This is a genomic window from Rossellomorea sp. NRS-1567 (assembly GCF_050467885.1).
GTDB lineage: Bacteria > Bacillota > Bacilli > Bacillales > Bacillaceae_B > Rossellomorea > Rossellomorea aquimaris_C.
On the sequence record NZ_JBITPL010000002.1, the window covers coordinates 78620 to 103483 of the forward strand.

Annotated in this window: 27 protein-coding genes and 1 riboswitch; of the genes, 7 read left to right on the forward strand and 20 right to left on the reverse strand. The window is 40.6% G+C overall.

Annotated features, from left to right (window positions below):
* Window positions 1-554 precede the first annotated feature (554 nt).
* The 3 genes from ACIFOD_RS02045 to ACIFOD_RS02055 form a co-directional block, all read right to left on the reverse strand.
* Window positions 555-1673 (reverse strand): N-acetyldiaminopimelate deacetylase, encoded by a 1119-nt coding sequence (locus ACIFOD_RS02045; protein WP_430313291.1) that lies wholly within the window; start codon window positions 1671-1673, stop codon window positions 555-557.
* A 114-nt stretch (window positions 1674-1787) separates the two neighbouring features.
* Window positions 1788-2498, reverse strand: coding sequence for a 2,3,4,5-tetrahydropyridine-2,6-dicarboxylate N-acetyltransferase (gene dapD / locus ACIFOD_RS02050; protein WP_148968577.1), 711 nt, complete (start codon window positions 2496-2498; stop codon window positions 1788-1790).
* A 94-nt stretch (window positions 2499-2592) separates the two neighbouring features.
* Window positions 2593-3471 carry a LysR family transcriptional regulator gene (locus tag ACIFOD_RS02055; RefSeq protein ID WP_428974267.1) on the reverse strand — a complete coding sequence of 293 codons (879 nt, stop codon included), beginning with the start codon at window positions 3469-3471 and terminating at the stop codon, window positions 2593-2595.
* A 110-nt stretch (window positions 3472-3581) separates the two neighbouring features.
* Between ACIFOD_RS02055 and ACIFOD_RS02060 the strand changes: the two genes are divergently transcribed.
* The gene (locus ACIFOD_RS02060; RefSeq protein ID WP_430313292.1) at window positions 3582-4307 is read left to right on the forward strand and encodes a sulfite exporter TauE/SafE family protein; all 726 of its coding nucleotides are present in this window, start codon (window positions 3582-3584) and stop codon (window positions 4305-4307) included.
* On the opposite strand, the gene ACIFOD_RS02065 is transcribed toward ACIFOD_RS02060, so the two are convergent.
* The 3 genes from ACIFOD_RS02065 to ACIFOD_RS02075 all read right to left on the reverse strand — a co-directional run bounded on the left by ACIFOD_RS02065 (window position 4296) and on the right by ACIFOD_RS02075 (window position 6730).
* On the reverse strand, window positions 4296-5789 hold the full coding sequence (locus ACIFOD_RS02065; RefSeq protein ID WP_430313293.1) for an MDR family MFS transporter: 1494 nt from the start codon (window positions 5787-5789) through the stop codon (window positions 4296-4298). The genes ACIFOD_RS02060 and ACIFOD_RS02065 overlap by 12 nt on opposite strands.
* Window positions 5790-5887: 98 nt before the next feature.
* Window positions 5888-6328 (reverse strand): cyclic-di-AMP-binding protein CbpB, encoded by a 441-nt coding sequence (gene cbpB / locus ACIFOD_RS02070; protein ID WP_113968397.1) that lies wholly within the window; start codon window positions 6326-6328, stop codon window positions 5888-5890.
* 156 nt (window positions 6329-6484) lie between these two features.
* Entirely contained in the window at window positions 6485-6730 is a 246-nt protein-coding gene (locus ACIFOD_RS02075; RefSeq protein WP_034756109.1) for a YkuJ family protein, read from the reverse strand.
* Window positions 6731-6883: 153 nt separating this feature from the next.
* Between ACIFOD_RS02075 and ACIFOD_RS02080 the strand changes: the two genes are divergently transcribed.
* A complete protein-coding gene (locus ACIFOD_RS02080) occupies window positions 6884-7840 on the forward strand; it encodes an MBL fold metallo-hydrolase (RefSeq protein ID WP_430313294.1) in 957 nt (318 codons plus the stop codon).
* Entirely contained in the window at window positions 7837-8070 is a 234-nt protein-coding gene (locus ACIFOD_RS02085) for a glutaredoxin family protein (protein WP_430313295.1), read from the forward strand. The genes ACIFOD_RS02080 and ACIFOD_RS02085 overlap by 4 nt, the downstream gene beginning before the upstream one ends.
* 62 nt (window positions 8071-8132) lie before the next feature.
* On the opposite strand, the gene ACIFOD_RS02090 is transcribed toward ACIFOD_RS02085, so the two are convergent.
* From ACIFOD_RS02090 to ACIFOD_RS02115, 6 genes are all read right to left on the reverse strand, one after another.
* On the reverse strand, window positions 8133-8633 hold the full coding sequence (locus ACIFOD_RS02090; RefSeq protein WP_430313296.1) for a DUF3993 domain-containing protein: 501 nt from the start codon (window positions 8631-8633) through the stop codon (window positions 8133-8135).
* A gap of 211 nt (window positions 8634-8844) precedes the next feature.
* Window positions 8845-9084, reverse strand: coding sequence for a hypothetical protein (locus ACIFOD_RS02095; RefSeq protein ID WP_258549563.1), 240 nt, complete (start codon window positions 9082-9084; stop codon window positions 8845-8847).
* 351 nt (window positions 9085-9435) lie between these two features.
* A complete protein-coding gene (locus tag ACIFOD_RS02100; protein ID WP_430313297.1) occupies window positions 9436-10659 on the reverse strand; it encodes an EAL-associated domain-containing protein in 1224 nt (407 codons plus the stop codon).
* 148 nt (window positions 10660-10807) lie between these two features.
* Entirely contained in the window at window positions 10808-11575 is a 768-nt protein-coding gene (gene fadH / locus ACIFOD_RS02105; protein WP_430313298.1) for a 2,4-dienoyl-CoA reductase, read from the reverse strand.
* A 133-nt stretch (window positions 11576-11708) separates the two neighbouring features.
* Window positions 11709-11927 carry a hypothetical protein gene (locus tag ACIFOD_RS02110; protein WP_113968404.1) on the reverse strand — a complete coding sequence of 73 codons (219 nt, stop codon included), beginning with the start codon at window positions 11925-11927 and terminating at the stop codon, window positions 11709-11711.
* Window positions 11928-12137: 210 nt separating this feature from the next.
* The gene (locus ACIFOD_RS02115; protein WP_430313299.1) at window positions 12138-14231 is read right to left on the reverse strand and encodes a sensor domain-containing protein; all 2094 of its coding nucleotides are present in this window, start codon (window positions 14229-14231) and stop codon (window positions 12138-12140) included.
* Between the two features lie 780 nt (window positions 14232-15011).
* On the opposite strand from ACIFOD_RS02115, the gene ACIFOD_RS02120 reads away from it, so the two are divergent.
* Complete coding sequence (locus tag ACIFOD_RS02120) at window positions 15012-15479, forward strand: YkyB family protein (RefSeq protein WP_430313300.1); 468 nt, start codon at window positions 15012-15014, stop codon at window positions 15477-15479.
* 94 nt (window positions 15480-15573) lie between these two features.
* On the opposite strand, the gene ACIFOD_RS02125 is transcribed toward ACIFOD_RS02120, so the two are convergent.
* Window positions 15574-16476, reverse strand: coding sequence for a chemotaxis protein (locus tag ACIFOD_RS02125; RefSeq protein ID WP_430313301.1), 903 nt, complete (start codon window positions 16474-16476; stop codon window positions 15574-15576).
* Window positions 16477-16682: 206 nt separating this feature from the next.
* Between ACIFOD_RS02125 and ACIFOD_RS02130 the strand changes: the two genes are divergently transcribed.
* A complete protein-coding gene (locus ACIFOD_RS02130; RefSeq protein ID WP_397553858.1) occupies window positions 16683-16883 on the forward strand; it encodes a hypothetical protein in 201 nt (66 codons plus the stop codon).
* 39 nt (window positions 16884-16922) lie between these two features.
* On the opposite strand, the gene queE is transcribed toward ACIFOD_RS02130, so the two are convergent.
* From queE to corA, 4 genes are all read right to left on the reverse strand, one after another.
* Window positions 16923-17645 (reverse strand): 7-carboxy-7-deazaguanine synthase QueE, encoded by a 723-nt coding sequence (gene queE / locus ACIFOD_RS02135; protein ID WP_430313302.1) that lies wholly within the window; start codon window positions 17643-17645, stop codon window positions 16923-16925.
* Complete coding sequence (locus ACIFOD_RS02140) at window positions 17642-18076, reverse strand: 6-carboxytetrahydropterin synthase (protein WP_430313303.1); 435 nt, start codon at window positions 18074-18076, stop codon at window positions 17642-17644. The genes queE and ACIFOD_RS02140 overlap by 4 nt, the downstream gene beginning before the upstream one ends.
* Window positions 18073-18738, reverse strand: coding sequence for a 7-cyano-7-deazaguanine synthase QueC (gene queC / locus ACIFOD_RS02145; protein ID WP_430313304.1), 666 nt, complete (start codon window positions 18736-18738; stop codon window positions 18073-18075). The genes ACIFOD_RS02140 and queC overlap by 4 nt, the downstream gene beginning before the upstream one ends.
* A gap of 125 nt (window positions 18739-18863) precedes the next feature.
* Window positions 18864-18908: riboswitch (PreQ1 riboswitch) on the reverse strand.
* Between the two features lie 152 nt (window positions 18909-19060).
* Complete coding sequence (corA, locus tag ACIFOD_RS02150; protein ID WP_430313305.1) at window positions 19061-20056, reverse strand: magnesium/cobalt transporter CorA; 996 nt, start codon at window positions 20054-20056, stop codon at window positions 19061-19063.
* Between the two features lie 129 nt (window positions 20057-20185).
* Here corA and ACIFOD_RS02155 point away from each other — a divergent pair, with 129 nt between their 5' ends.
* Entirely contained in the window at window positions 20186-21337 is a 1152-nt protein-coding gene (locus ACIFOD_RS02155; RefSeq protein ID WP_430313306.1) for an aminotransferase A, read from the forward strand.
* Window positions 21338-21381: 44 nt separating this feature from the next.
* Here the strand turns inward: ACIFOD_RS02155 and ACIFOD_RS02160 are convergent, their stop codons facing one another.
* Window positions 21382-21558 (reverse strand): hypothetical protein, encoded by a 177-nt coding sequence (locus ACIFOD_RS02160; protein ID WP_430313307.1) that lies wholly within the window; start codon window positions 21556-21558, stop codon window positions 21382-21384.
* 352 nt (window positions 21559-21910) lie between these two features.
* Here ACIFOD_RS02160 and ACIFOD_RS02165 point away from each other — a divergent pair, with 352 nt between their 5' ends.
* Window positions 21911-22585, forward strand: coding sequence for a GNAT family N-acetyltransferase (locus ACIFOD_RS02165; RefSeq protein WP_430313308.1), 675 nt, complete (start codon window positions 21911-21913; stop codon window positions 22583-22585).
* Window positions 22586-22750: 165 nt separating this feature from the next.
* Here the strand turns inward: ACIFOD_RS02165 and ptsP are convergent, their stop codons facing one another.
* Complete coding sequence (ptsP, locus tag ACIFOD_RS02170; RefSeq protein ID WP_430313309.1) at window positions 22751-24472, reverse strand: phosphoenolpyruvate--protein phosphotransferase; 1722 nt, start codon at window positions 24470-24472, stop codon at window positions 22751-22753.
* Window positions 24472-24738, reverse strand: coding sequence for a phosphocarrier protein HPr (locus ACIFOD_RS02175; RefSeq protein ID WP_098440935.1), 267 nt, complete (start codon window positions 24736-24738; stop codon window positions 24472-24474). Before ACIFOD_RS02175 ends, ptsP begins: the two co-directional genes overlap by 1 nt.
* Window positions 24739-24864 lie beyond the last annotated feature (126 nt).

Consider the following 24864-nt stretch of genomic DNA (forward strand, 5'->3'; position numbering starts at 1 on the left):
CGTTCCTTTCCGCTCCAGGCACTTGCTTTCCGCGGGGAGGAAGTCGAGCCTCCTCGGGCATGCCCTGTGGGGTCTCGACTTTTCCTCTATCTCCCGCAGGAGTCAAGCGCCTTCCGCTACAATCCACTCTGCGCTACTACTTTCTTACTGCCTATAACGATAGAAAAACAAACTGTCTACAAAGGAGGAAAAGAAAGTTTTATGGTAACTCATAATTATCACACGATAAGTAACCTCTTGTAAAGAGAGCAGTAGTCCGTATGTTATTTTCAAATTTAGCTCTGTCACGAAATCTCTTTTTAGATGGTGAGGGGAACTGCGTAGACTCCTGCGGAAGTACGGGCGTGCCGAGACCCCGGAAGCGAAGCTGAGGAGGCTCGGCCGAACGTCCGCGGAAAGCGGAGCAGTTCCCCTCACCATCCAGCACAAACTGATTGACAGAGCCAAAGCAGATTCAATGGTATTGAATACCAATCTTTGCGAAAAGAATCTTTTAAATTGACAAAAAAATCACGGAACGATATCCGTAGATAACGTACCGTGATTTATACTCATTATTTTAATCCGCCAATATAATCTGAGAGAAGGGAGATGGCAAAGTCTATCGCTTCCTCATCAGGGTTTAATTTAGAATGATGCAGTCCAAATGAAGAATTCACGCCAAGCCAAAACATAAAGCCTGGTATTTCCTCAAGCATATAACCAAAGTCTTCACCCGTCATAGCTTCTTTACAGATTACGAGGTTCCGATTCGTTTTTTGGAGGAAAGAAATGAAATGATTTGTCCATTCCGGATCATTGTAAACCTGGCGATACATGCTGCCATAATCCACTTCAATATCACAATCATAACTGATTTTCATACCTTCGATTAACGCTTCCAAGCGTTTTTTTACATTTTCCATCGATTCGGCTGAAAGGGTACGGATGGTACCTTCCAATCTTGCTGTTTCAGCGATGATATTCTGCACCGTCCCACTTACCATTTTGCCGACAGTGATGACCGCACTGTCTAATGGATCGACATTCCTCGAGACGATCGACTGCAATTGTGTGACAAAGGAAGATGCCACGACAATCATATCCTTCGTATGGTGAGGATAAGCAGCATGGCCTCCTTTTCCTTTAAAGTCAATAAATAACTCAGACGTATTGGCAAAAAGCAGCCCCTCTTTAACAGCAACCGTCCCTACTTCATATTCCGGTGCAATGTGAAGTGCGAAGATCACGTCGGGCATCCAGTCCTTCATGATCTCACTTTCAAGCATGGGTTTCGCTCCTCCAGGTCCCTCCTCTGCCGGTTGGAAGATGAACAGAAGATCATCTTCTATCGGGTGGTGAACGAAATGAGTTAAAACCCCCAGTTCAATCGACATATGAAAGTCATGGCCGCAGGCATGCATCCTCCCTTCATGTGATGAAGGAAAATCCAATCCCGTTTCTTCCGTGATCGGCAGGCCATCAATGTCCCCGCGGTAGCCGATCATCCTTGTAGGATCGGTGCCATGAACCTTAACGAAGAGCCCTGTTCTCCAAGCCTTAATCTCTAATCGGTCAGCAGGCAGGCTTGAAATATAATTCAATAGGTATTGGTGTGTTTTAAACTCTTGAAACCCAAGTTCAGGGATTTGATGGAGATCTCTCCTGATCGACTTAAAGTCTACTGTAGACATGGGTACCCTCCTTACATGAATAATAGATGGATAGTTAGCGAAAATGAGACCTTACAAGAAAAGAACAGACGCCAGCCGTCCGTTCTCACCTTGATCATGCTATTGTTGAAATGATTACAGTTGACGTAATTCTTGTTTTATTTCAGTCTTTGATTTTGTCTTTTCATCAATGTCTTTCAATTTCTTTGCGGGTGTGCCTGCCACAACCGTGTATGGAGCTACATCATCCACGACAATCGCTCCAGCTGCAACGACAGCTCCTTTTCCGACTGTTACACCTTCAAGGACAACGGCATTGGCGCCAATGACTACATCGTCTTCGATGACGACGGGTTTTGCAGATGGCGGCTCAATTACCCCGGCAAGCACGGCACCCGCTCCAATATGACAATTCTTCCCTACTGTAGCACGTCCACCAAGTACAACATTCATATCGATCATCGTTCCTGCACCTACTACAGAACCGATATTGATCATTGCACCCATCATAATCACCGCATTGTCACCGATTTCCACTTGATCTCGAATGATGGCGCCTGGCTCAATACGCGCTTTAACCCCTTTTAGGTCAAGAAGAGGAATCGCAGAATTACGGCGATCATTTTCTAATACGTAGTCTTCGATTTTATCTTTATTTTCTTCGAGAATAGTAGAAAGCTCGCTCCACTCCCCGAATACGACACCGGAATTTCCTTGAAGGAAGGTTTGGGAAGATGAACCAAAGTCGATTCCCTCTATGTCACCTTTCACATAGACCTTCACAGGGGTTGATTTGGTGCTATTTTGAATAAAAGAAATAATTTCGTTTGCGTCCATCATTTTCATAAGAATACCCTCCGTAATTATGTATAAATTCAGAATTTGTTTCTTGAATTACTTTATCAAATTAAAGGATGTAAGACAAGCCTAAACGTCAAAACTATGAGTTTTCATGAATGAATTCGTTTACAACTTCAACAAATGCTTCTACTTGTCTTAATTGAAAGGCGGATTCATAGCCCAGTAACCAAGTGTCCCTGTGTATAAGGGAATCATGTTCATCAATTAAAGGGATTTTATAAATGTCTTCTTCCATCCCGTCTAATGTGATTGCGGGTAATATGGCGTAGCCGATTCCGTTTAATGTCATCTGCTTACATGTTTCAATTTGATCAACAACGATCGTTCGCTTTGGGGTTGTCTGGAATTGCCGATGCCACCAGTCCTGAATTTCCTGATAATAATTCGAGTCACTTTTAAATTGTATAAACGGTCGATCCGTTTTCATGACTTCTTCAATCGATTGAATTTCTCTATCGACTAAGTACAGTGTATCTTGAAAGAGATGGTGTTTGGGGCCCTTCCAATCGGGAGTGCCCCGAATGATCCCGATATGCACTTCATTTTCATAGATCGCTTTAAGAATTTCACTGCTCCACCCTGTCATTAACGAGATCTTGGCATGAGGATAGGTTTCCACGAACCTTTTAAGTACTTTAGGAAGCCAATTCTGACCTACAATCGAGGCACATGCAATCTTCAAGGTTCCATGAACCTCGAACTCCAATGCTTGAATTCTTTCCTTCACGCTTTCTTCCTTCAGCAGCATTTCTTCAGCCAACTTCACCACAAGTTCTCCGGCCGGGGTTAAGGCCAGACCTTTTTGAGAGCGAAGGAATAATCTGGTACCCCAATCCTTTTCAATCGTCTGGAGTCTTTGTGACAGTGCCGGCTGTGATACAAACAGCCGCTCTGCTGCTTTACGCATGTTCATTTCCTGAGCCAGTACGTGCAGTAATTGATATTCTGAGAACGCCATCATTTTCACCTTCATAAGTTTTTCTTATATTATATCTTAATTAATATAAAATTTCATTATTATAAAGAATGGAATAGACTGATAGTAGAAACAAAGGGAGGTGCCTGAAAATGGAAGTGATTCTCTTTTTCACTGGATTGGTGGTAGCACTTATTGGAACGTTGGCAGGAAGCGGGGGATTGATTGGTATGCCGGTGATGCTTTTACTTGGTTTACCCATTCATACAGCTATTGCCACGGCCAAATTTTCAAATATCATGAGTTCTTTTTCAAGCTTTGTTTATTTAATAAAGGATCGAAAGGTTACGTGGAAAGAATGTTTACCTATTCTACCTCTTGCCCTTGCAGGCGGGTTGACAGGGGCATTTTTCTCGGATAGAATTTCTCCTTCTTTGCTCGAATGGATGGCCTTTTTCTTTCTGTTATTCGCCCTTTTACTAAGTATCATAAAAGGATTCAAGCCAAAGGAGGTGAACCGGAAGCCATTTCGGGTTTATGGATTTTTGTACTTAATCAGTACGTATGACGGATTGTTCGGGCCAGGGCAGGCAACCATGCTCATGTACACTCATCTGTTACACGGGCTTTCATATTTAAAATCGGTAGCCCTCACCCGCTTTCAGACTTTTGTAAGCTGCTTGGGAGCATTTACAGTCTATTTTCACAATGGCCACGTAGAATGGGGAGCTGCCATCCCTTTTGCTCTGGGTGCACTAATCGGGGCTCAAGTGGCAGTAAGGGTAGCAGCTAAGCTTTCTACGAAACATGTACAAATTTTATTAAACGTGCTCACGCTCACTCTAATATTACAACTGGGGAAAAATCTATTTCTTTAGAGATTGGTCCCTGGGTAGAAATAAGATGCCGATAAAGCTAAACAGGGCGAAAAGTAAAACGACTAGATATACAGATTGCAAGGAACCTGTAAGTGCATTTTGTAACAACTCGAGTATATCGGAAGACAACTGCTCCCTCTCTTGTTCATTCAAGAGCATATTCACATCATTGATGGAATAATCATTACCGCTCTCTTCTAAGTGTCTCTGCAGGCGGCTGTTCAAGATTCCTCCCAATAACGCAGCCCCTATCGTCGTACCTAAATTCCTCATGAACATATTGGTGGCTGTCGCAATCCCTCTGACCTGCCACTCGACAGTAGACTGAATGGAAACGATAAAGGATGTAGAGCTAAGTCCCATCCCTACCCCTACAAAGAATGATCCAATTGCTGCCCATAATGGACCGTATGAGGGATCCATCAAGACAAAGATAGTTCCACCTGCTATAAGGGATATCCCCCCCATCAAGGAGGTTTTAAAGTAGCCGATCTTTAATAATAAGCTGCCGGCGATTGTAGCCGATATCGGCCAGCCTATAGACATGGCCGTCAATGTAAACCCTGCGACCGTTGCACTCCGCTCCATGACACCTTGTACAAAGGCAGGGAGGAAGCTCGAGATGCCTATTAACATAACCCCTGTTGTTAGTGATACGATATTGGCGACCAAAATGGAGCGAATCTTCCATAGATCAAAAGGCATCATTGGTTGTGCCGTTCGTCGTTCGTGGTAAATAAACACAGCAAACCCCAAGATGATAATGTTGATCAGAAACATCGCCTGCCAGGAGTCCCAAGGCAAGCTTACCCCTCCTTCCACCAGTAAATACATTAAAGATGAGAGGGTTACGACTAATAGAAATGCACCACCATAGTCGATAACCGGTTTTTTCTTTTCAATATTCTCGTGTAAGTACAGCCATAGGACCACAATCGATAGTAAGCCCAGAGGGATGTTGACCCAAAACACGTACCTCCAACTCGCATATTCAACCAACAAGCCTCCGACGAGAGGTCCGCTAATGGCGGAAATCCCCCAAACACTTGATAAATACCCCTGTATTTTGGCACGTTCTTCCTTTGAATAAATATCTCCCACAATAGTAGTGGCCATAGGTAATACCGCTCCCGCACCAAGCCCCTGGATGAATCGGAATAGAATCAATTGCTCCATCGTTTGGGCAAATCCGCATAAAACGGACCCAATGAGAAAAATCACGATCCCGATTGTGATAATCGGTTTCCTGCCAAATAGATCAGATAGTTTACCGTAGATAAGAACGGTGATGGCATTCATTAATAGATAAGCGGAAAATACCCAACTATACAGAGAGAAGCCACCAAGATCACCAACGATGGCAGGCATGGCGGTAGAGACGATTGTTGCTTCAATGGCCCCCATGAACATAGCCAGCATCACAGCTATCAATACAAGCGGTTTTTTCGTCCTTTTGCTTGAACCCAATTCTAAACTGTTCATCTTGTTCTCCTTTGAATCGTCTTCAATAAACAAAATAAAGAGGATGACAAATTTGCCATCCTATATGATCTTACCGTTATGTAACTGTCATGTAGGGTTCAATCCCTTTTAAACAGTTGTCGTTGAAGTTGCTTTAATACAACTCTCCTTGTCATGATCCCTTCAAAGTATCCATCATCAGAAACCACACATAAGAATGGATGGTCCACTAAAAGCTCAAGTGCTTTCTTAAAATCTGATTCTAAGGAGACGCTGGGAAATTCAGTTGTCATGACTTCCTCTACCTTCTTTGCTTCAAGTTGTTCAAACTCAAAGCGTTCAAGACCAAGAATGGAATCTGTGATTAAACTGGAACTGATTAAGCCCTGAAATCGAAATGTCGGATCAAGCACAGGGATGGCTGAGTAACCACTCTTAGTGAGTAATAGTAACGCATGCTCCAAGGAATTCCCCACTTGAACATGAGCCACCTTCTCAGAAGGAATAATGAAATCTTTAATATTCGTTTCTAATAACTCCTTGCTACTCAATGAAATCATGTATAACCCCTCATTTTAATAAATAAGAATTTGCGTGCCAATCTTAAACAAAATAAGCAGACACTATCCATCTTAACATATTGGAAGAAAAATGTATGTTTTGACGATTGGTTTAAAGACTAAAAAAGATAACCGAATGGTTACCTTTTTTGTACATTAATCTTGTTGAGCTTCTTGTAGAAGTTCAAAAATTTCAATCGCTGTAATGTCTATGTTATCAAAAGGAAAACTGTTTCCTTTTTCATTCATTACTTCAATTTCGAATGTATCTTGTTTTGGTAAATACTTTACCTCACAAATTTTCTTTCCATTGTATTCGAAAAATCGTTGTTGAGTTTCCCCTTGTTCACCTTGTTCTTGTAATGATTTTAATCTTTGTATAATTCCAAGAAGCTGAGACATAACTGGTCTCTCCTTTCCTGTTCTAATTCTTGGTCATAGCTTTTGCATTGTACCAGATTCTATCCTGTAAAATCTAATGTTTTGTCCTTTTTCTACTTAAATTCCTTTATAATGAAAGGGTAGAAATATATTCTCCCCGAAAGGATGGATCCGATGAGTATTTATCGTATAGATTCGCGAATATCGTTAGTTGATCTAATGGATTTATCACTACAGGAACGTACAGGAAGTTATATTATAAACGAAGAGTCCCTTACCATAATCGAAACATCTGCCAGTCCTTCTATACCTCATCTAAAAAAAGGTCTCTCTAAGTTAAACATTAATCTTAAAGATATTCAATACATAATTTTAACTCATATACATCTTGATCATGCAGGGGGTGCCGGTCTTTTCCTGAAGGAATGCCCCAATGCAAAGGTCATCGTTCACCCGAAAGGACGTCGTCACCTTTCAGACCCCACACGCTTGATCCGAGGAGCAAGAGCGGTATATGGAGAGAAATTCGATGATCTTTTCCACCCGATCGTACCAATTCCGGATGACCGGATGATTGTGATGGAGCATGAAGAAAAACTGACTCTGAGCGAAAACTGTACATTAACGTTTTACCACACCCCTGGTCATGCAAATCACCATTTAAGTATCTTTGATCCTGTATCAAATGGGATGTTCACCGGGGACACATGCGGAATCCAGTATACGGTGGGGTCAAAGCACTTCTATATCCCTTCTACTTCTCCCAATCAATTTAGCCCTGAAAACATGAAGGATTCCATACGCATGTATAGGGATCTGCAGCTCGATCGCTTGTATTTTGGGCACTACGGTGTCACTGAAGAAGTATCATTTGCATTAGGGGAAGTACAAAGATGGCTTGATCTTTTCATGGAAAAAAGCGAGGAACAGTTCTCTTCCAAAAGAACAGTAGAAGAGAACGTAAAATCGATATCCGCTTTACTTTTTGAACTTACAAAGAGTAAGATGGTCCAAAAGGGCGTTGATCCTGACAACCCGATTTTCAAAATAGTAACACTGGATACGAACGTTTCTGCAATGGGAATCGTAGATTATTTCCTAAGGCAAAGCAAAGGAGAAAAACCATCATGAAAAAAGTCACCTTATACACTCAACCAGAATGCCCACCCTGTGAAGTGGTCAAAATGTATTTGAAGGAACACAATGTTGAATACAAAGAAATCAATATCAAAGAAGATGAACAAGCAAGAGATTACCTGGTAAAAGAGCTGAAGTCATATTCCACTCCGACAATCACAGTGGACTCTGTAGTGATTTCAGGCTTCAACCTAGAAGCCCTAACGGCAGCATTAAACAAATAAACATTAAGTTATTCAACAAAAAAAGTTGGCCTATTCACTTTTCACGGCCAACTTTTCTTGTATTATTCGGATTGAATTTCCTCTGGTACCTCGTAAGTAATGGATGAAATCTTCCAAGTACCTTCTTCTTCACTTAATACGACAGCTTCTATACCTGAAACCTGGGACACAGGGCCTTCTTCCTCAGCTGTTCGTTCTTCCCATACGTACCATTTCCCATCTATGTATTTTACGTTAGTAGAATCATCATACTTAAAAAATGGAACATAGTGTGGTGCGAAGTCCGATCCAAATGTGATATAACCACCTTCAACTTCATATACATTTTCCTTTATGAAGCTTGCTGTTAGATCCTTTGTGAAATACTGTGACAGCTTGTCATTAATCTGTTTCTTCGATTGTGGTTTTTCACTTAATGATACTTGGGTACGAAAGGCATCTTCCACAAGAGATAATGCGTTATCTTCAGTAAATTCTGATGCCTGGGTTTGACTGACTTGCCCGCATGCCGCTGTAACGAGCCCTACAATTAGTAATAATAGCCATAATTTTTTCATTTCCATTTGCTTTCCCTCCCTTAATAAACTTGTTGAAATTATTGTAGCAATGGAAAATTGTCGATTGGTTATCATTTGTTCGTTAAATCCTAACAAAGACTGACATATATTTTGGTTTGGTTGTAAAATTCCCCCTATTGGTGTCAGTCAAACACAAAAATCAATGGTACATTTAACCAAAAAGGGTGCCGCATGATTTCATGCGGCACCCTTTTGATTATGATAAATAGCGAACGGACCAATATATAATAAACAGTGTAATGAGAATGGTGGCAATTAAGATAGACAAGAAAATAGGATTTCGAATATAAGGATGCTCCTTCACAACATCCGGTATATCTGTGTCATATTCACCCTTCAGCCGCTTTTCCTGTCCAGCCAGTTTAAAGGTATACACCAACGAATAACCTGCTATCCCTATAACAAGCAGGGCAAGCACGATCATATATATACTCATCATAGCCCCTCCTTACAAAATGTCCTTAAGAATAATTTGTCCCAATAGGAAAAGGCTATACAAGAAAAGCGGAAGGGCTTTGCCCAGATGCGACAAGCATAAGACAAAGCTGACAGAAAAGCGCATTTTTGCCTTTTTGTCAGCTTTGGCTTATGACCTCGAGCCTCTAAGCCCTGTAGCTGGATCAAGAAAAGCGGAAGGGCTTTGCCCAGAGGCGACAAGCATAAGATGAGCATACCGGAAAGGCGCTCTTTGCCTTTTTGGTATGCTCATCTTATGACCTCGAGCCTCTAAGCCCTGTAGCTGGACATCAAGAAAAGCGGAAGGGCTTTGACCAGAGGCGCCCAGGATTTAAAAGATCAAACCATCCTCCTCAAATAAAAATTCATACGAAAGATCCATAAATAAATACAAGCCGTTGCCAAATGGGAAGGAATACGTCCGGATGGATTCTCCTGAATCAATATCGCTGTAAATGTCCGATAATAGACCTTTCTTATTGATCCTCATACGTATGATATTTTCCAGAAAGTACGGGCGCCAGCTCCAGTTCTTTCCTTTGTACCTTGGTTCTATCAGCCACTTTTGATCAGCTTTTACTACGTTACTAGTCACTTGGAAGCCATTTTCATCACAAATGTATAGCCGGAAGCATTTGTCGGTAAAATACTTCCCCAAGTCAAAGAGTATGTCATCGAACTCGGTGCTTTGTTTTTTTATCATATTCAACTTTTGACTGATTTCTTTATGTAGGACGTCTGCGAATTCATACCCTGCTTCAAGATGCTTTTTCTCATATCGAATATAGTCCTGACATTTTTCCTTCAATTTTTCTTTAAGGATATCCGGCTCCAAAAATGAGTCTGACGGGTGCTGCAGATAATATCCTTGATAATAACGACCACCGTTCAACCAGGCAAACTGCAGTTGAAAGTTGATTTCGATATTCTCAAATAAGAGGGACGCCCCAATCTTTCTCGCAAGCATTGACAAACTGTACAATATATCTTTATAGACTTTATTCCCCGCATCATTTCTCAGTTGGTATAAATCCACCTTCAAAATATCAGGTGAGAATTGAGATAGCCGATCCAACTGACCACTGTTTCCGCCCACGTTATCAATTGCAATCTTAATTCCATATGTTTTGTAATACAGAAGCAAATGAACCAGCTGATCAAAGTCCCCAATAAACGTTTTTTCAGACAGCTCAATGACCGTCCGGGTCAAATTCAAACCCTTTTTTTCGTACTCTTGAAGGAGCTCCAGAAAAGATTCCCCGTGGTCAATCATCAATAGCCTTGCATCACGGTTTAAGAAGATATATCCCTCTTCTTCCTCATCTAAAAACTTACTTAAAGCCAGTCTGGTAATTCGTTCGTCCACTTCCACTTTATATTCATCCGGTATCTCTTCATCTCCAAAAAATGGACCAAGACTCTCGATCGTTCCTTCATCCACACCTATTCTCCCTAATACCTCGTAGCCGATGATTTTATGTTCATCCGCACTGAAAATCGGTTGAAAGTACGGAATCACTTTTTCTATATTGGTTAACACCTCTAATGCGTCCATGGGCACTCCCCCACCATTACTCATGTTTTTTTGGATAATTATATCACAACTATAAAGTGGAATCGAAAAGACATAAACAAAAAGCTTTCCCCTGCCCTGTCATCTAGACATATGGGGGAAAGCTTTTAATCCTTAGTTCATCCTTATATTAGAACGGAAATTGATTCAGCCATTGGCCCCCGTCCATTGTGATGCATTCTCCGTTTATATACGCCGCCTGATCTGACGCAATAAAGTAAGCAAGACCCGCGATCTCTTCCGGTGTTCCTAATCGTTTTAACGGGACGCTATCAATAGTCCTTTTCGCCGCCTCTTCAGAAATCCAAAGCTTCTCGGCCCCGCCGGTTCTTTCAATCGGTCCTGGTGCAATGGCATTTGTACGAATACCATACTTATGGCCCCACTCGACGGCAAGAGTGCGGGTTAACGATAGGACTCCGGCTTTGGCAGCCGCTGAATGAGCCACCCCTGCACCTGCATTCCAAGCGTAAGTGGCAACCATATTAATGATGGACCCCTTTTGATTGTTCTCAATCCAATAATTTCCTACGGCATGTGAGCACAGGAACGTTCCATTTAGAACGATATCAATAACAGATTTCCAGCCATTAGGTGTAAGCTTTTCAGCAGGACAAATAAAATTACCAGCTGCATTGTTAATGAGTACATCTATTTTGCCGAACTTCTCAGCCGTAAATTCAACCATGGCCTTTACGTGTTCCTGTTCCCTGACATCCATTTGGAATACTTCAATCTTTCCATCAAGAGACGAAAACTCATCTTTCACCGATTTTAGTCGTTCTTCATTTCTCCCTGTTACGACGACGCTTGCGCCAGACTCTACAAAGTGCTTCGCCATATATTTCCCCATACCATTCGAACCGCCTGTTACAATTACAACTTGTTGCTCTCCCATATGTAACTCCCCCTTATTTATGAATGAATGTTCACTCACAATTTTATCATATAGTGATGCGCTGCAACCAATTTAAATATAAAAAAACTGATTTTTAAGAAAATATCTTTTTCTTAAAAATCAGTCTAAAAAATCAACTATCCGGATTGTTAACAATGGTATTGTGTAATTGTGCCAACGCCTTAATAATGGTTTTGTTTCTTCTATATCCTTTTGCCTCAACAGAAACATCATTATATGAAACGACTACCCGACCTAAAGATCGAGGAGTTTTAAAGCCATAAATATATGCTTTAATCGTTCCTCTTTCGGTAGGGAGAAATAGGATTTCCATACGTTTTGTCTTTTTCATAATCCCTCTCCTTTATAAAGCATTCGGAACTCTGATTCACACGGATTTCGATCCTTTTATGCCTGTCTATGAATCTTTTACTCTCCTCACTTTAAAATAAGTCATAGGAACTACTCTGTCAAACATTTCATCGCTATTTACAGACGTATGGGAAAAAGAATTTAAATAAAACGTATCATCATGGCTGCCTCAAGTAGTGGGGCAAGAACGTTACATAAGAACAAATTGCTGCTGCTCGATCTCCTTCGGGCAGATCGGTTTACTAAAGAAATAGCCTTGAGCTTTTTGGCAGTTCGCCTCTTTAAGAAAGTCAACTTGTCCCTCTCTTTCCACACCTTCTGCAATTACTTCAAGACCCAGGCTATGTGCAAGATGGATGATGGTAGTCGTTATGGCAGAATCCTTCTGATTCAAGCCAATCTCTTTCACAAACGATTGATCGATTTTCAGTATGTCAATGGGGAATCGTTTCAGATAATGAAGAGAGGAATATCCTGTTCCAAAATCATCCACAGAAATGTACACACCAAGCTCTTTAAGCTTTCTCAGCATTTTTAATGTTTGTTGGGTATCTTGCATGGCTCCCTCCGTAATTTCAATTTCTATGCAAGAAGCGGGAAGATTATACGTTGATAAATAGAAATCAATGGTATCTACTAACTGCTCCTGAAGAAATTGCTTGGGAGAAATGTTGATGGCCACACGTACCGTCTTATATCCTTTGTTTCGCCACTTTTGAAGCTGTATACACACCTGCTCCAGAACCCATTCGCCAATTTGATGAATCAAGCCTGTTTCTTCTGCCAACGGAATGAACTGTGCAGGGGATACAAACCCAAATTTACGGTTGTTCCAGCGTACTAACGCTTCGAAGCTATCAATGGTACCTGTCGCTAGGTTTACCTGTGGCTGATAGTGTACGTATAGCTCGCCCTTCTCTATGGCTCTTCTCAGATGAGCTTCCATGATGATATAATTCGGAAAACTTGATTTCATATGCGTTTGGTAAAATCGATAATGGGCTCTTCCTTTTTCTTTTACTTCAAAGAGTGCTTGAGCAGCTTTTTGAATGAGTGAATTAGAATCATATCCATCTGCAGGATAACGGCTGATTCCAACCGAAGGAGAGATGTAAAATTCCTGCTCATCTATAGTGAAAGGGTCTATGAAAAGTGCCAAGATTTCCTTCGCTTTCATCTTGGTATCTTCAAAACCGCTATTCTTCAACAGAAAAATGAATTCATCCCCTCCTTGTCTGTATAATAAACTTTCTTCATTCGTAAGGGTTACCAAACGCTCTGTGATTTTTTTGAGGAACCGGTCTCCTCCCTTTAAACCAAGGGTATCATTTACAAATTTAAACCGATCTAGATCCAGGTATAAAAGGGAGAGCTCTATCCCTCTTTCTTCCATATTATGAATGATCAAAGGGACATGATCATCCAGTGCTTTCCTGTTCCATAGACCCGTTAATTGATCATGCAGAGCCATATAATGGATCATTTCATTCTGTTCATGATGCTTGGTTATATCCTTCACGATAATATAACAGCCGTCACACTTTTCTTTTACGACGATGGGAACCATTTTCAGCTGGGTTATTTTCTCCTCTCCGGCTTCGTTAAGAAGAAGACTATAATCAATCGTTGAAGGAGTTCCCATTAGTGTTTGCATTAGCGATTCTGTCAAGAGTTTCTCATTTTGAGAGTGAAATAAATCATAGATTTTCATATTTACCAAGTTTTCTTTTGAATAGCCTGTTAATGAGCAGCCTGCTCCGTTAGATTCCTTGATGATACCTTGTCCGTCCAGAATGAATATGGCATCCAGATTATGCTCGATAATGGATTTGTATCGTTCTTTCGCTTTCATTAATTTCTTCTTCTCCAGAATGGATGAAGTTATATCTCTCGTAATGGAAACAACGTACTCTACCTTTCCATATCCATCCTTGATGGGAGTCAGTATCGATTCGTTCACAACCTGACTTCCATTCGTATGAAAAAAAGTATCCTGATAGGTAACGCTCTCACCGTTTTGAACAAGTTGGGTGTATTTCTCCTGTAAGTCCGTGGCCATCTCGAATGAAACCACTTCTTCCAAAAGGCGTCCCATATCTCCAGGCTGAATGGATGTGTACCTTTTGGCTGATTCATTTATGTATAGGTACCTGAAAGAAGGTCCCTCTTCAACCTTCATAATGAAAATCATATCATGTATATGATCTAAAATAAGTTCTTTCAATACAGTGTCAAGGACCCGTTGATCTTGACCGTTGGTGTCTATAATAGTAGTCCATTTCATGGCTTCGTCATCCTTTTAGCCTTCTGTCATTTTCTATATAATGCATCCTAATTATATTTTACTAGTTAATCCAAGAATTTCCTACATTCTTATAAGAATATTCGTTATTTTCTTTAATACCCATTACTTTATACCTATATTCCACTCCATTCGTCTGCCTATTATAGATGAGACAGGCGCGCAGCTCGGATATGAACCATACACTAATGTGAATAGAGAGAGGAGGTTTATTGTATATGTATCAACACGCATATTACCCATATCACCGTTATCCTCAGTATAGAGGAGGAGATCAGCGCTTCTTCCCTTTCTTTGGATTACCGTTTTTAGTAGGAGGATTAGCCGGGTTGGCCATTAGCCCGTTCCTTTTCAACAGACCTTGCTACGGTCCTGCATGCTATCCACCTTATCCGCCTTACGGGGGGTATCCTTACCCTCCTTACCAACAACCCTACGGAGGTAATAATTTCCAATCTTCACCGTACAACTTTACAGAGAATATTAATATATACCCCCAAAGATAAACATAAGGCTCACCTGAAAATGTATGTGTTACATTCTTTAGGTAGAGCCTTTATGATATTTACCCTCTACAGCTTTCACTTTAAGGCCTGGCTACCCCGTCATATCCTTTTAAGGTAACGCTATAATTCCTCCTACTATAAAAATGGACCTGTCAAAATATTACTAACTTTCAACAAGAAACTCCCCACCGTACCTTTCCAATCCCTTAAAAAGGAGGTATAATGAAGATTAATACAATGGAAAGGAGCCAATAACTTGAGGAATACTAGTAAATCTACCCCTTCTTCCACATCCGTAATCACCCTCTCTCAAGCTATTTTCACTGTGAATCGTCATGCGAAAACAGCAGGTAACCCAAAATACTTATATTCATTAAAAAAACGAGCCTTAATGAAAATGATCCGCGAAGGTAAGGCGAAGAAAGTTGGACTTCACTTCTCCAACAACCCAAAGAATAGTCAACAACAATCTGACGTATTGATTGATTGCGGAGAGTATACCTTTCATATCCCTCCAACAAAGGAAGATTTCAAGGAACTGCCTCACCTTGGTTCACTTGATCAATCGTTAAGGAATCCCAAATGTAAAATGGGACTTCAGCAGGCTAAAGGGATTTTAGAACATTATACAGGGATGTCTGATCGTAATGAACAGCCACCTAAGCACGGGAAGAGTAGTTATCAAAAACCTGTTTTTAAAAAGTTGGGCGATAGCTTCTTTTAATACTCAAAGATTTTAGCAGATTAACGCATATATGTCATAAAGGGTTCAGACAAATGTCTGAACCCTTTATGATTATCCTCGATCTCAATTGACTCTACAATATATGTTGATCAATTTTTAAAATCAGATCTGCAATCTCGGGTTTACTGATTTGATCTTCTGCTCCTACCATCTCACCTTTATGTTTTAAATCATTTGTAATCAGTGAAGAAAAAATGATGACTGGGAGTTTATTGAGCTTAGAATGACTTTTGATTCTTTTGGTCAAATGATGTCCGTCCATTTGCGGCATTTCAATATCTGTAATGACAAGCTGAACTGACTGTTGAATATCATGATTTCCCTCAACAAGTGATTCCAGATAGTTGAATGCATCGGCTCCATTTTCAAAAAACTCAACTTCATCATATCCTGCTTCACTCAACGTATCATTCAAAAGCTTGCGGAGTAAAGGGGAATCCTCAGCAGCGACAATCTTCTTATTCCTTCTCTCCCTTGGTCCTAACTTCTTCACTTGTTCCACCCGGATCCCTGTATCAGGATTGATTTCCAGCATGATACTCTCAAAATCCAGTAACAATATCATTGATTCGTTTCGCTTGATGACTCCTATTATTCCGGAATGCACACCAGAATACATTTCTGAAGGCTTTTCTATTTGATTCCAGGAAATGCGATGAATTTGAGTAACGTTATGTACATGAAAAACGACTTTCTGTTGATTAAACTCAGCGACAATGTACTTCGAATTGGATGTTTCCACCTCTTCCACTCCCAGTACCCTTGCCATATCAATTACTGGAAGTACCTCTCCCCTCAATTGAATGAGTCCTTTCACATGAGGATGAGAATGGGGAATAGGGATGACAGGAGTTGGTTGAATGATCTCCTTCACTTTAATTACATTGATACCAAATGTATTGTGATGAACTTCAAATTCAACAATCTCAAGTTCATTGGTCCCGCTTTCAAGAAGAATACTGTTTGATTGATTCAATTAATTTCGTCCTTCCATACAAACATGAGTATTTGCCTTACTCTTCTTATATCGAACAATCGAGGAACATGTTTACAGGTAATCATGAAAAAAGTCGTAAGACCCGTCCGGGAAGCAGACGTTTTTCAACCCTCACTTTCCATACCGTGAACTAAGTGGTAATAGAAAATGAATCCCTATGCATACTAAGGGGAGGAGGTGTATATATGACCGATCGAAGGGACTTAGAGAACCGGAACCTGCCTGATTTTGATGAAATTAGTGACCACATCCTTCCCTCACAAAACAATCTTCCCATTATTGCTTTTGGGAAGAATGCTGATGGAATAGATGAACCAGATGAACTTTCTTATTTCGAAGGACAAAGGAGAATAAATCAGGAGCACCGTGAAAACCCTCAAAAATAAAAGAAAGCGATTGAAGACATTCCTTCAATCGCTTTCCAATTATACTCCGCGCTTGTTTCCCCATACCAAAGTATGCAGCTGCGGGAGCACCCGCACATGATTTAATTCTTCCTTCTCACAAACCTCTTCAATGAGCGCTTCATAATCCAATAATAGATTTGACACAAGCTTTGGTGTATCTCCTTCGGAAACAGAAGGGTTACCTGTCTGAATATAGAATGGAACTTCAGGATAGAGTTTATGAATCTTTGTGGCGTATTCCAGATCTTTATCATCAAACACCACAACTTTTAAGCTGAATTGTGAGCCGTTTTCAATTAAACGCTGAACAATGAAATCCAGCTTCTCAAAATCAGTCTCCATTTTCGAACTTGGAGGCTTTGGAGAAAGTGTCAGGTCATCTATATCATAGAACCAATCCTGCCAGCGGCTTCCTTGCGTCTCTAAGGCGGAAGCTATGCCATTCTCCTTTAAGATGTCGACAAGCTCCTTCAAATGAGCCAACAGAGCAGGATTACCACCCGAAATGGTTACATGAGAGAACTTGTTCCCACCGACTTCTTTCAGCCTGTTCCACACTTTTTCAGCCGTCATAAGCTGAATATCCTCTTTCGCAGATCCATCCCACGTAAAGGCTGAATCACACCAGGAACAACTATAATCACATCCCGCAGTTCGAACAAACATCGTCTTTTGACCTATTACCATACCTTCCCCCTGAATGGTGGGACCAAATACTTCTAAAACGGGGATTTTCTTCATGATTGTCTCACCTTTGGTCTGTAAATGACGTAACTTGTCGGTGTTTCTCTTAAAAATACTTGAAGGCATTTAGGTTGGTGAGACAGTGTATCTAAATGAGCCTGAATGATTTCCCACATCACTTTCGCTACAACTTCAGTGGTCGGGAACACATTGCCGTTCTCTGCAGAAAACAATTCATCTTCGTTCATAACCTTATGATCAAAGCGCTTATGAATCAGCTTTTTAATGTGTTGGAAATTAATAAGAAACCCGGAATCATCAAGCTGATCCCCGCCAATCGTAATATTGGCAAAGTACGTATGACCATGGATCTCCTGACAGCTTCCTGCATCCACATGTGGAATATAATGGGCCGCCGCAAAATGCATATCTTTATTTAATTCAAATTCATAAGTGTGGTCAGGAGTCGGGTAGATTTGTTGTATCATCTTCCCTCTCCCCCTTTTTTTGCCCTTTTATATTCTTCCAGCCCTTTTTGTCTAAGCTCACATGCAGGGCACTCACCGCACCCGCTGCCTTTAACCCCATTATAGCAAGTGAGTGTATTTTCCTGTACATAACGGAAAGCACCTAAATCATCTGCCATTTCCCACGTTTGTGCCTTATTGATCCACATAAGTGGAGTATGAATCACAAACTGATCATCCATGGATAGATTGAGGGAAACATTCAAGGATTTCACAAAAATATCCCGGCAATCAGGATAGCCGCTGAAATCCGTTTCACATACACCTGTTACAATATGCCTCGCTCCGATTTGCTTCGCTAGTATGCCCGCAAATGACAGGAATAATAGATTTCTCCCAGGAACGAATGTGGACGGTAATTCACCATCCTGATGAGTGATTTCTTCATCTGCCCGTGTTAAAGCACTTGGTGCCAATTGATTTAATAAACTCATATCTAATACATGGTGAGTGACTTCCAGATCCTCTGCAATCTCTTTTGCACAGTCCAGCTCTGCAACATGCCTCTGACCATAGTTAAATGTCACCGCTTCTACTTCATTAAATGCTTTCTTTGCCCAAAATAAACACGTTGTACTATCTTGACCTCCGCTGAATACGACTAACGCTTTCTCTGTGTTCATAAAAGGTTCTCCTTTCTTTTCTACAGGCTCTTTTGCCATGAAAAGAAGAAAGAGATTCTGTGATACCCTATAACATTGGCTTTAAAGCCGTCATTAACAAAAAATAACGACACCTAAGGATGCCGTTTTCCTTAGTTTTTTATAGAGGGTTGTGCTAGAACCTCTCGAGACTTATCTATAATCCCAGTTCTTCTTCTTTTGTCATCAACCAATATAACGTTTTTTCTCAAAAAAATCTACCGTTTACGGGAATTTCATAGGAAAATTAATCTCCATCGTGACCAGGTCTCCATCTAACCGGCCGTCGTGCTTTTTAGCCTTCTTATTTTAAACGAAGGAGCCTTCTTCGTTTTCTCCGTTTTTTCGTGCTGAACCTGAGCCAGCCGATTTTCATAAAGAAACCAAACATGATCAGTGCGATGATACCCATAACCCCGAGAACGATAAAGTATCCGCTTCGCTCATCGAGTTCCGGCATATAGACAAAGTTCATCCCATACAGGCCCGCAATAAACGTAAGAGGCATAAAAATCGTCGTAATGACGGTTAAAGTCATCATGATATTATTCATTTTATCCGAGTTAATGGATAAATAATTATCCCGGATATCAGATGAAAATTCACGATACGATTCAAGCATCTCGACAAGCTTAATTAAATGATCGTACACATCATTAAAATAAAGCTGCTCTTCTTTAAGTGCATTCAATCTGCCTGAATTGCTGATTCGATATAATAAATCCCTCATGGGAACGAGGGTTCTTCTTAACTTTGACATATCATGACGAATATCGAATAATTCATCCATCAAATCACTATCAGCATCTTCATTCGTGTTATCTTCAATTTTATTGAGGCGGTCTTCAATACTATAAACAAGCGGAAAATAATCGTCCACTAACCGGTCACCAATTCCATGCATGACCTTAAAGGGACTTAGCTGATCCCCTTCTTGCTGAACTTTTTCCCATACACTATTTAATTCCCTTACAGGCTGCTTATGGAAGGTTACGATAAAACTTGCGTTCACAAACATATTCACTTCGTGAGAATCCAGGGTTTTCTGATTAATGGCATGCAGAAGGACAAATATGTACTGATCATAAAAATCTAGCTTAGCCCGCTGACTGAAATCGTCAAGGCAATCCTCTATTGCAAGTGGATGGAATCGAAAGTACAGTTTAAGTAACCGAATATCCTTACTGGTCGGCTCTGAAAAATCCACCCAATACCATTTAACCCCCTTTTCTTTTATTCTGGATAAGGGAACATTCTGTTCAATTTCCCCATTCTCCATAATAATACTCGTTCGAATCATAAGGCTCTCCCTAACTTACATTTATTTTTTTATCCATTCCCTTTTTCTTCAACATTCAAACAAAATCACTACGTAAAAGCTTGAATTAATGATAAAATATGAATCAAATTATTAAAGTAGGTGTACGTATTGGAACAGTATATTAACCCTCGGGTCAAGGACATCCAGATATCGGGTATACGAAAGTTTTTTAATATGGTGGCAGACATAGACGACATCATTTCCCTGACAATCGGTCAGCCGGATTTTCCTACCCCACAACATGTTAAGGACGCGGGGAAGGCTGCCATTGATGATGACTTCACTTCCTATACCCATAATGCAGGATTCCTCGAATTACGAGAAGCTGCGGCTTCATATGTAAAAGAAAAATATAATGTACATTATAACCCTGTAAATGAGGTCATAGTCACAAACGGCGCTTCTCAGGGGATCGATGTGATTCTTCGTACTCTATTATGCGAAGGAGATGACTGCCTTATCCCCGGACCTGTGTATCCAGGCTATGAACCGATCATTAAACTTTGTGGTGCTAATCCCGTACATGTTGATATCACACAAAATGATTTTAAGTTGGATGCCGCTCTTATTGAGGGTAGCTTAACTCCTTCTACAAAATGTGTCATATTGCCTTATCCATCCAATCCAACAGGGGTAAGCCTATCAAAAGCGGAATTAAAAGAGATTGCCGACTTGCTTAGAAATAGAAATATCTTTGTGTTGGCTGATGAAATTTATAGCGAGCTTACCTTTGATGATTCACATTATTCCATTGCTGAATATTTAAGAGATCAAACCATCGTCGTCAATGGTTTATCTAAATCACATAGTATGACCGGTTGGAGGATCGGGCTGGTATTCGCTCCAGAATCGATTGCAAACCATCTTCTAAAGGTTCACCAGTACAATGTTTCCTGTGCTTCTTCTGTCTCCCAGAAAGCTGCCTATGAAGCTCTTACAGACGGAAAAGATGATGCTGTAGATATGAAGAAAGAATATAAAAAACGAAGGGACTATGTATACAACCGATTAGTTGAGATGGGATTTGAAGGAATCGTCAAACCTGACGGGGCCTTCTACTTTTTCGTCAAAATACCTGATCGGATTCTTTTGAGTTCATTTGATTTCTCGTTGGCACTTGCCCAAGAGAAAAAGGTGGCTGTCGTACCCGGGGATGCCTTTTCAGAGCTCGGAGAAGGTTACTTCCGACTATCCTATGCCTGCTCCATGGAACAGCTGAAAGAAGGACTCGACCGTATCCACTCCTTCATCCAAACCTGACAAGAGGGACGGACCTTGTATAACAAGGTCCGTCCCTCTTCATGTTACCCTTTATATTCACCGTTATTTTTAGATGCTTCTTCTTTTTTGGCTTTGTCTTTGTGTATTTTGTTTGTTGCCGCACTTCCGATTTCGTGGGCAAATTCCGCATTGATCTTAGAAGAATCGAACCCTTTTTTGTTCTTTTGTTGTGGATCATTCTTTTTTGTACGTTTCGCCATTTCTTTTACACCCCTTTTATTGATCATGCTTATCCTTCAATGGATTAGCATAAGATTATTATTCGCTTTCTTCTTTTTCACTATACGAACCAACTCCCGTTATAAAAATGCAAAAAAAGAACCAACCCAGTTAGCTGAGTTGGTTCAAAAAAAGGAAAAGGGGGTGTTAGTGAGAAATTAATCTCCAATTTCATGCTTAATTATAGAATACCCGCTTTCCAGAATGATAAACCGCCCTTCTGCAAAAAATTCAATTTTTTTTCAGAAGAAAAGTTATTTCAGTAAAACACTTTAAAAAAGCGCTTTCATAACGTATAATGAACAAGTAAATTCTGAGAAGAGAGGTTCTGACATGTATGTGAAAGAACAGTACGTTTTCAGAAACGATCAGATTTATAAAGCTGTTATCAGAAATTATTGCAAGGATGATTTCGACGACTTGATATCCGTTCAAAAAAGAGCATTCCCACCTCCCTTCCCATCAGAATTGTGGTGGAATAAAGACCAACTCGCACATCATTTGTCTCATTTCCCTCTTGGGGCCATGTGTGTGGAAGTTGACGGGAAGTTAGTGGGGAGTATGACAAGCTTAATCGTCGACTTTGATCCGTTAGAACCTCATCATACGTGGGAAGACATAACTGATGATGGATATATCCGGACTCACAATGAGAATGGAAATACATTGTATGTGGTAGATCTATGTATCGACCCTGATTATAGGGGATTTAAACTTGGAAAAGTCTTGATGAATGCCATGTTTGAGATTGTGGTTCATTTAAAATTGGATCGCTTACTTGGCGGCGGTCGGATTCCTACCTATCATAAAGTGGCCAAAGATTTTCCGATTGAGGAATATATACAGAAATTAACGAGTGGAGAATTCAAGGATCCCGTCATTACGTTTCTTCTGCAAACAGGACGCACTCCATTAAAAGCGGTTAAAGGGTACCTGAAGGATGAAGAATCATGTGACTATGGGGTTTTAATGGAATGGAAAAATCCCTTTAAAAGTTCAAGGTTCTAGCGTGTTTTGTAAATTGATGCACTCCCTGAAAAGAAAAAAGGGATTGAAAGAACTATAAGTTCCTTCAATCCACAAGAAAGGGGGAAATGAGAATGAAAAGGCCCAAAGGGTGTGCCTTATTCTTCACAGATATAATACCCTCATTTCCACCATCTAAACCTAAATTCATTCCATTGATGTCGCTTTTTTCACAGCAGAAATGACAGCATCATTGGTGTCTAATTGTAGTGCTTGCTCTGCCAGTTCTTTCATTTCGGCACGGTTCAACTGACGAATTTGAGAACGAGCGCGTAAGATCGATGTAGCACTCATAGAGAACTCATCCAAACCTAATCCCAGAAGGATCGGAACAGCAATCTCATCTCCGGCCATTTCACCACACATACCTGCCCATTTGCCTTCTTTATGAGCCGCATCAATTACCATTTTGACTAAACGTAAAATGGCAGGGTTATACGGTTGGTATAAGTAGGAAACCCGCTCATTCATGCGGTCGGCAGCCATTGTGTACTGAATCAGATCATTGGTTCCGATAGAGAAGAAATCTACTTCCTTGGCAAAAACATCCGCCATTACGGCTGTGGATGGAATTTCTACCATGATTCCCACTTCAATATGATCAGCTACATTTGTACCATTCTTAAGAAGAGCTTCTTTCTCTTCTTCAAGGATAGCTTTCGCTTCTCTGAACTCTTGAAGATTTGAAATCATCGGGAACATGATTTTCAGATTTCCAAATGGACTGGCCTTTAATAACGCTCTAAGCTGAGTACGGAAGATATCCTGTTCGTCCAGACAAAGTCGGATCGCACGATACCCCAGGAATGGGTTCATTTCTTTCGGAAGATTTAAGTAAGGAAGCTCTTTATCTCCACCGATGTCAAGGGTACGAACCACTACAGGTTTCCCTTCCATACCTTCTAATACAGCCTTATAAGCTTCGTATTGCTCGTCTTCAGACGGTAATTCATCACGACCCATGTATAGGAATTCTGTACGATACAGACCTACACCTTCTCCGCCGTGATTCTTCACCCCTTCAAGGTCCTTAGGTGTCCCAATATTGGCAGCAAGTTCAACATGCTCCCCATCCTTGGATACCGTTGGTTCATTGACAAGCTTCGCCCATTCAGCTTTTTGTTCTTCATATCGGGCATGCTCTTTCTTATACTCTTCGATGACTTCCGGAGTCGGATTAATATGTACTTGTCCATTTAATCCGTCAACGATGATCATGTCACCATTTTCAACAGAGGAAGTAATGGATTTCGTTCCCACTACAGCTGGAATCTCCATTGAACGGGCCATAATGGCCGAGTGGGATGTTCTTCCACCGATATCTGTTGTAAATCCTTTAACAAATTCACGGTTTAATTGTGCCGTATCAGATGGTGTAAGATCCTCTGCGATCACAATCACTTCTTCTGTCACCATGCTAGGGTTCGCAATCTGCACGCCCAGAAGGTGTGAAAGGACACGTTTCGTCACGTCACGAATATCTGACGCGCGTTCTTTCATGTATTCATTGTCCATGGATTCAAACATGGATACAAACATATCCGCTGTTTCTTTAAGGGCGAATTCAGCGTTTACATTTTCAGATTTCACTTTGTCTTCGATTGGTGTCAGTAGTTCTGGATCGCTTAGGACAAGAAGATGCGCTTCAAAGATTTGAGCTTTATCTTCACCTAAATCTTCTCTTGCTTTATCACGGATCGCTTCAAGCTCTGACTTTGACGTCGCAATGGCTTCCTGGAAGCGTGATACTTCCTGTTCAGCATTTTCCACGTTTTTCTTTTCAAAGCTTAGGTCGGGTTCAACTAAGCGATATGCTTTCGCTATGGCAATACCATTTGATGCCGCAATTCCTTTTAAAAGACTGGACATTACTCAGCTAAACCTTCTTTGTTCAATGTTTCCTGTAAGCTGTTTAACGCTTCATCTTCGTCGCTACCTTCAGTAATGATTGTGATTTCTGCACCTTTACCAACACCTAAAGACATAACACCCATGATTGATTTCAAGTTTACTTTCTTTTCTTTGTATTCTAGATGTACATCGCTGTCGAATTTGCTTGCCGTTTGAACCAGTAGAGTTGCCGGACGAGCGTGAATTCCTGTTTCAGCTGTAACTGTAAATGTTTTTTGTGCCATGTAAATCGACTCCTTAATTTATCTTGTTTTTGGTTGCTTCATTAAAGTAATGGATTATGTAGAATACGTCAACTATTTCTAGTAAATAATCCATTCCTACTATAAAGCTGTTCAATAAAAAAGAAT

Coding starts and splice junctions, on each gene's coding strand:
- ACIFOD_RS02160 (WP_430313307.1), bottom strand. CDS start 21,558: ATGGCGAAACGTACAAAAAAGAATGATCCACAACAAAAGAACAAAAAA.
- ACIFOD_RS02085 (WP_430313295.1), top strand. CDS start 7,837: ATGAAAAAAGTCACCTTATACACTCAACCAGAATGCCCACCCTGTGAA.
- fadH (WP_430313298.1), bottom strand. CDS start 11,575: ATGGGAGAGCAACAAGTTGTAATTGTAACAGGCGGTTCGAATGGTATG.
- ACIFOD_RS02080 (WP_430313294.1), top strand. CDS start 6,884: ATGAGTATTTATCGTATAGATTCGCGAATATCGTTAGTTGATCTAATG.
- ACIFOD_RS02095 (WP_258549563.1), bottom strand. CDS start 9,084: ATGAGTATATATATGATCGTGCTTGCCCTGCTTGTTATAGGGATAGCA.
- cbpB (WP_113968397.1), bottom strand. CDS start 6,328: ATGATTTCATTGAGTAGCAAGGAGTTATTAGAAACGAATATTAAAGAT.
- ACIFOD_RS02090 (WP_430313296.1), bottom strand. CDS start 8,633: ATGGAAATGAAAAAATTATGGCTATTATTACTAATTGTAGGGCTCGTT.
- ACIFOD_RS02060 (WP_430313292.1), top strand. CDS start 3,582: ATGGAAGTGATTCTCTTTTTCACTGGATTGGTGGTAGCACTTATTGGA.
- ACIFOD_RS02175 (WP_098440935.1), bottom strand. CDS start 24,738: ATGGCACAAAAAACATTTACAGTTACAGCTGAAACAGGAATTCACGCT.
- ACIFOD_RS02140 (WP_430313303.1), bottom strand. CDS start 18,076: ATGATACAACAAATCTACCCGACTCCTGACCACACTTATGAATTTGAA.
- ACIFOD_RS02130 (WP_397553858.1), top strand. CDS start 16,683: ATGACCGATCGAAGGGACTTAGAGAACCGGAACCTGCCTGATTTTGAT.
- ACIFOD_RS02165 (WP_430313308.1), top strand. CDS start 21,911: ATGTATGTGAAAGAACAGTACGTTTTCAGAAACGATCAGATTTATAAA.
- ACIFOD_RS02065 (WP_430313293.1), bottom strand. CDS start 5,789: ATGAACAGTTTAGAATTGGGTTCAAGCAAAAGGACGAAAAAACCGCTT.
- ACIFOD_RS02100 (WP_430313297.1), bottom strand. CDS start 10,659: ATGGACGCATTAGAGGTGTTAACCAATATAGAAAAAGTGATTCCGTAC.
- dapD (WP_148968577.1), bottom strand. CDS start 2,498: ATGAAAATGATGGACGCAAACGAAATTATTTCTTTTATTCAAAATAGC.
- ACIFOD_RS02115 (WP_430313299.1), bottom strand. CDS start 14,231: ATGAAATGGACTACTATTATAGACACCAACGGTCAAGATCAACGGGTC.
- queC (WP_430313304.1), bottom strand. CDS start 18,738: ATGAACACAGAGAAAGCGTTAGTCGTATTCAGCGGAGGTCAAGATAGT.
- corA (WP_430313305.1), bottom strand. CDS start 20,056: ATGATTCGAACGAGTATTATTATGGAGAATGGGGAAATTGAACAGAAT.
- ACIFOD_RS02075 (WP_034756109.1), bottom strand. CDS start 6,730: ATGTCTCAGCTTCTTGGAATTATACAAAGATTAAAATCATTACAAGAA.
- ACIFOD_RS02045 (WP_430313291.1), bottom strand. CDS start 1,673: ATGTCTACAGTAGACTTTAAGTCGATCAGGAGAGATCTCCATCAAATC.
- queE (WP_430313302.1), bottom strand. CDS start 17,645: ATGAAGAAAATCCCCGTTTTAGAAGTATTTGGTCCCACCATTCAGGGG.
- ACIFOD_RS02055 (WP_428974267.1), bottom strand. CDS start 3,471: ATGGCGTTCTCAGAATATCAATTACTGCACGTACTGGCTCAGGAAATG.
- ACIFOD_RS02110 (WP_113968404.1), bottom strand. CDS start 11,927: ATGAAAAAGACAAAACGTATGGAAATCCTATTTCTCCCTACCGAAAGA.
- ptsP (WP_430313309.1), bottom strand. CDS start 24,472: ATGTCCAGTCTTTTAAAAGGAATTGCGGCATCAAATGGTATTGCCATA.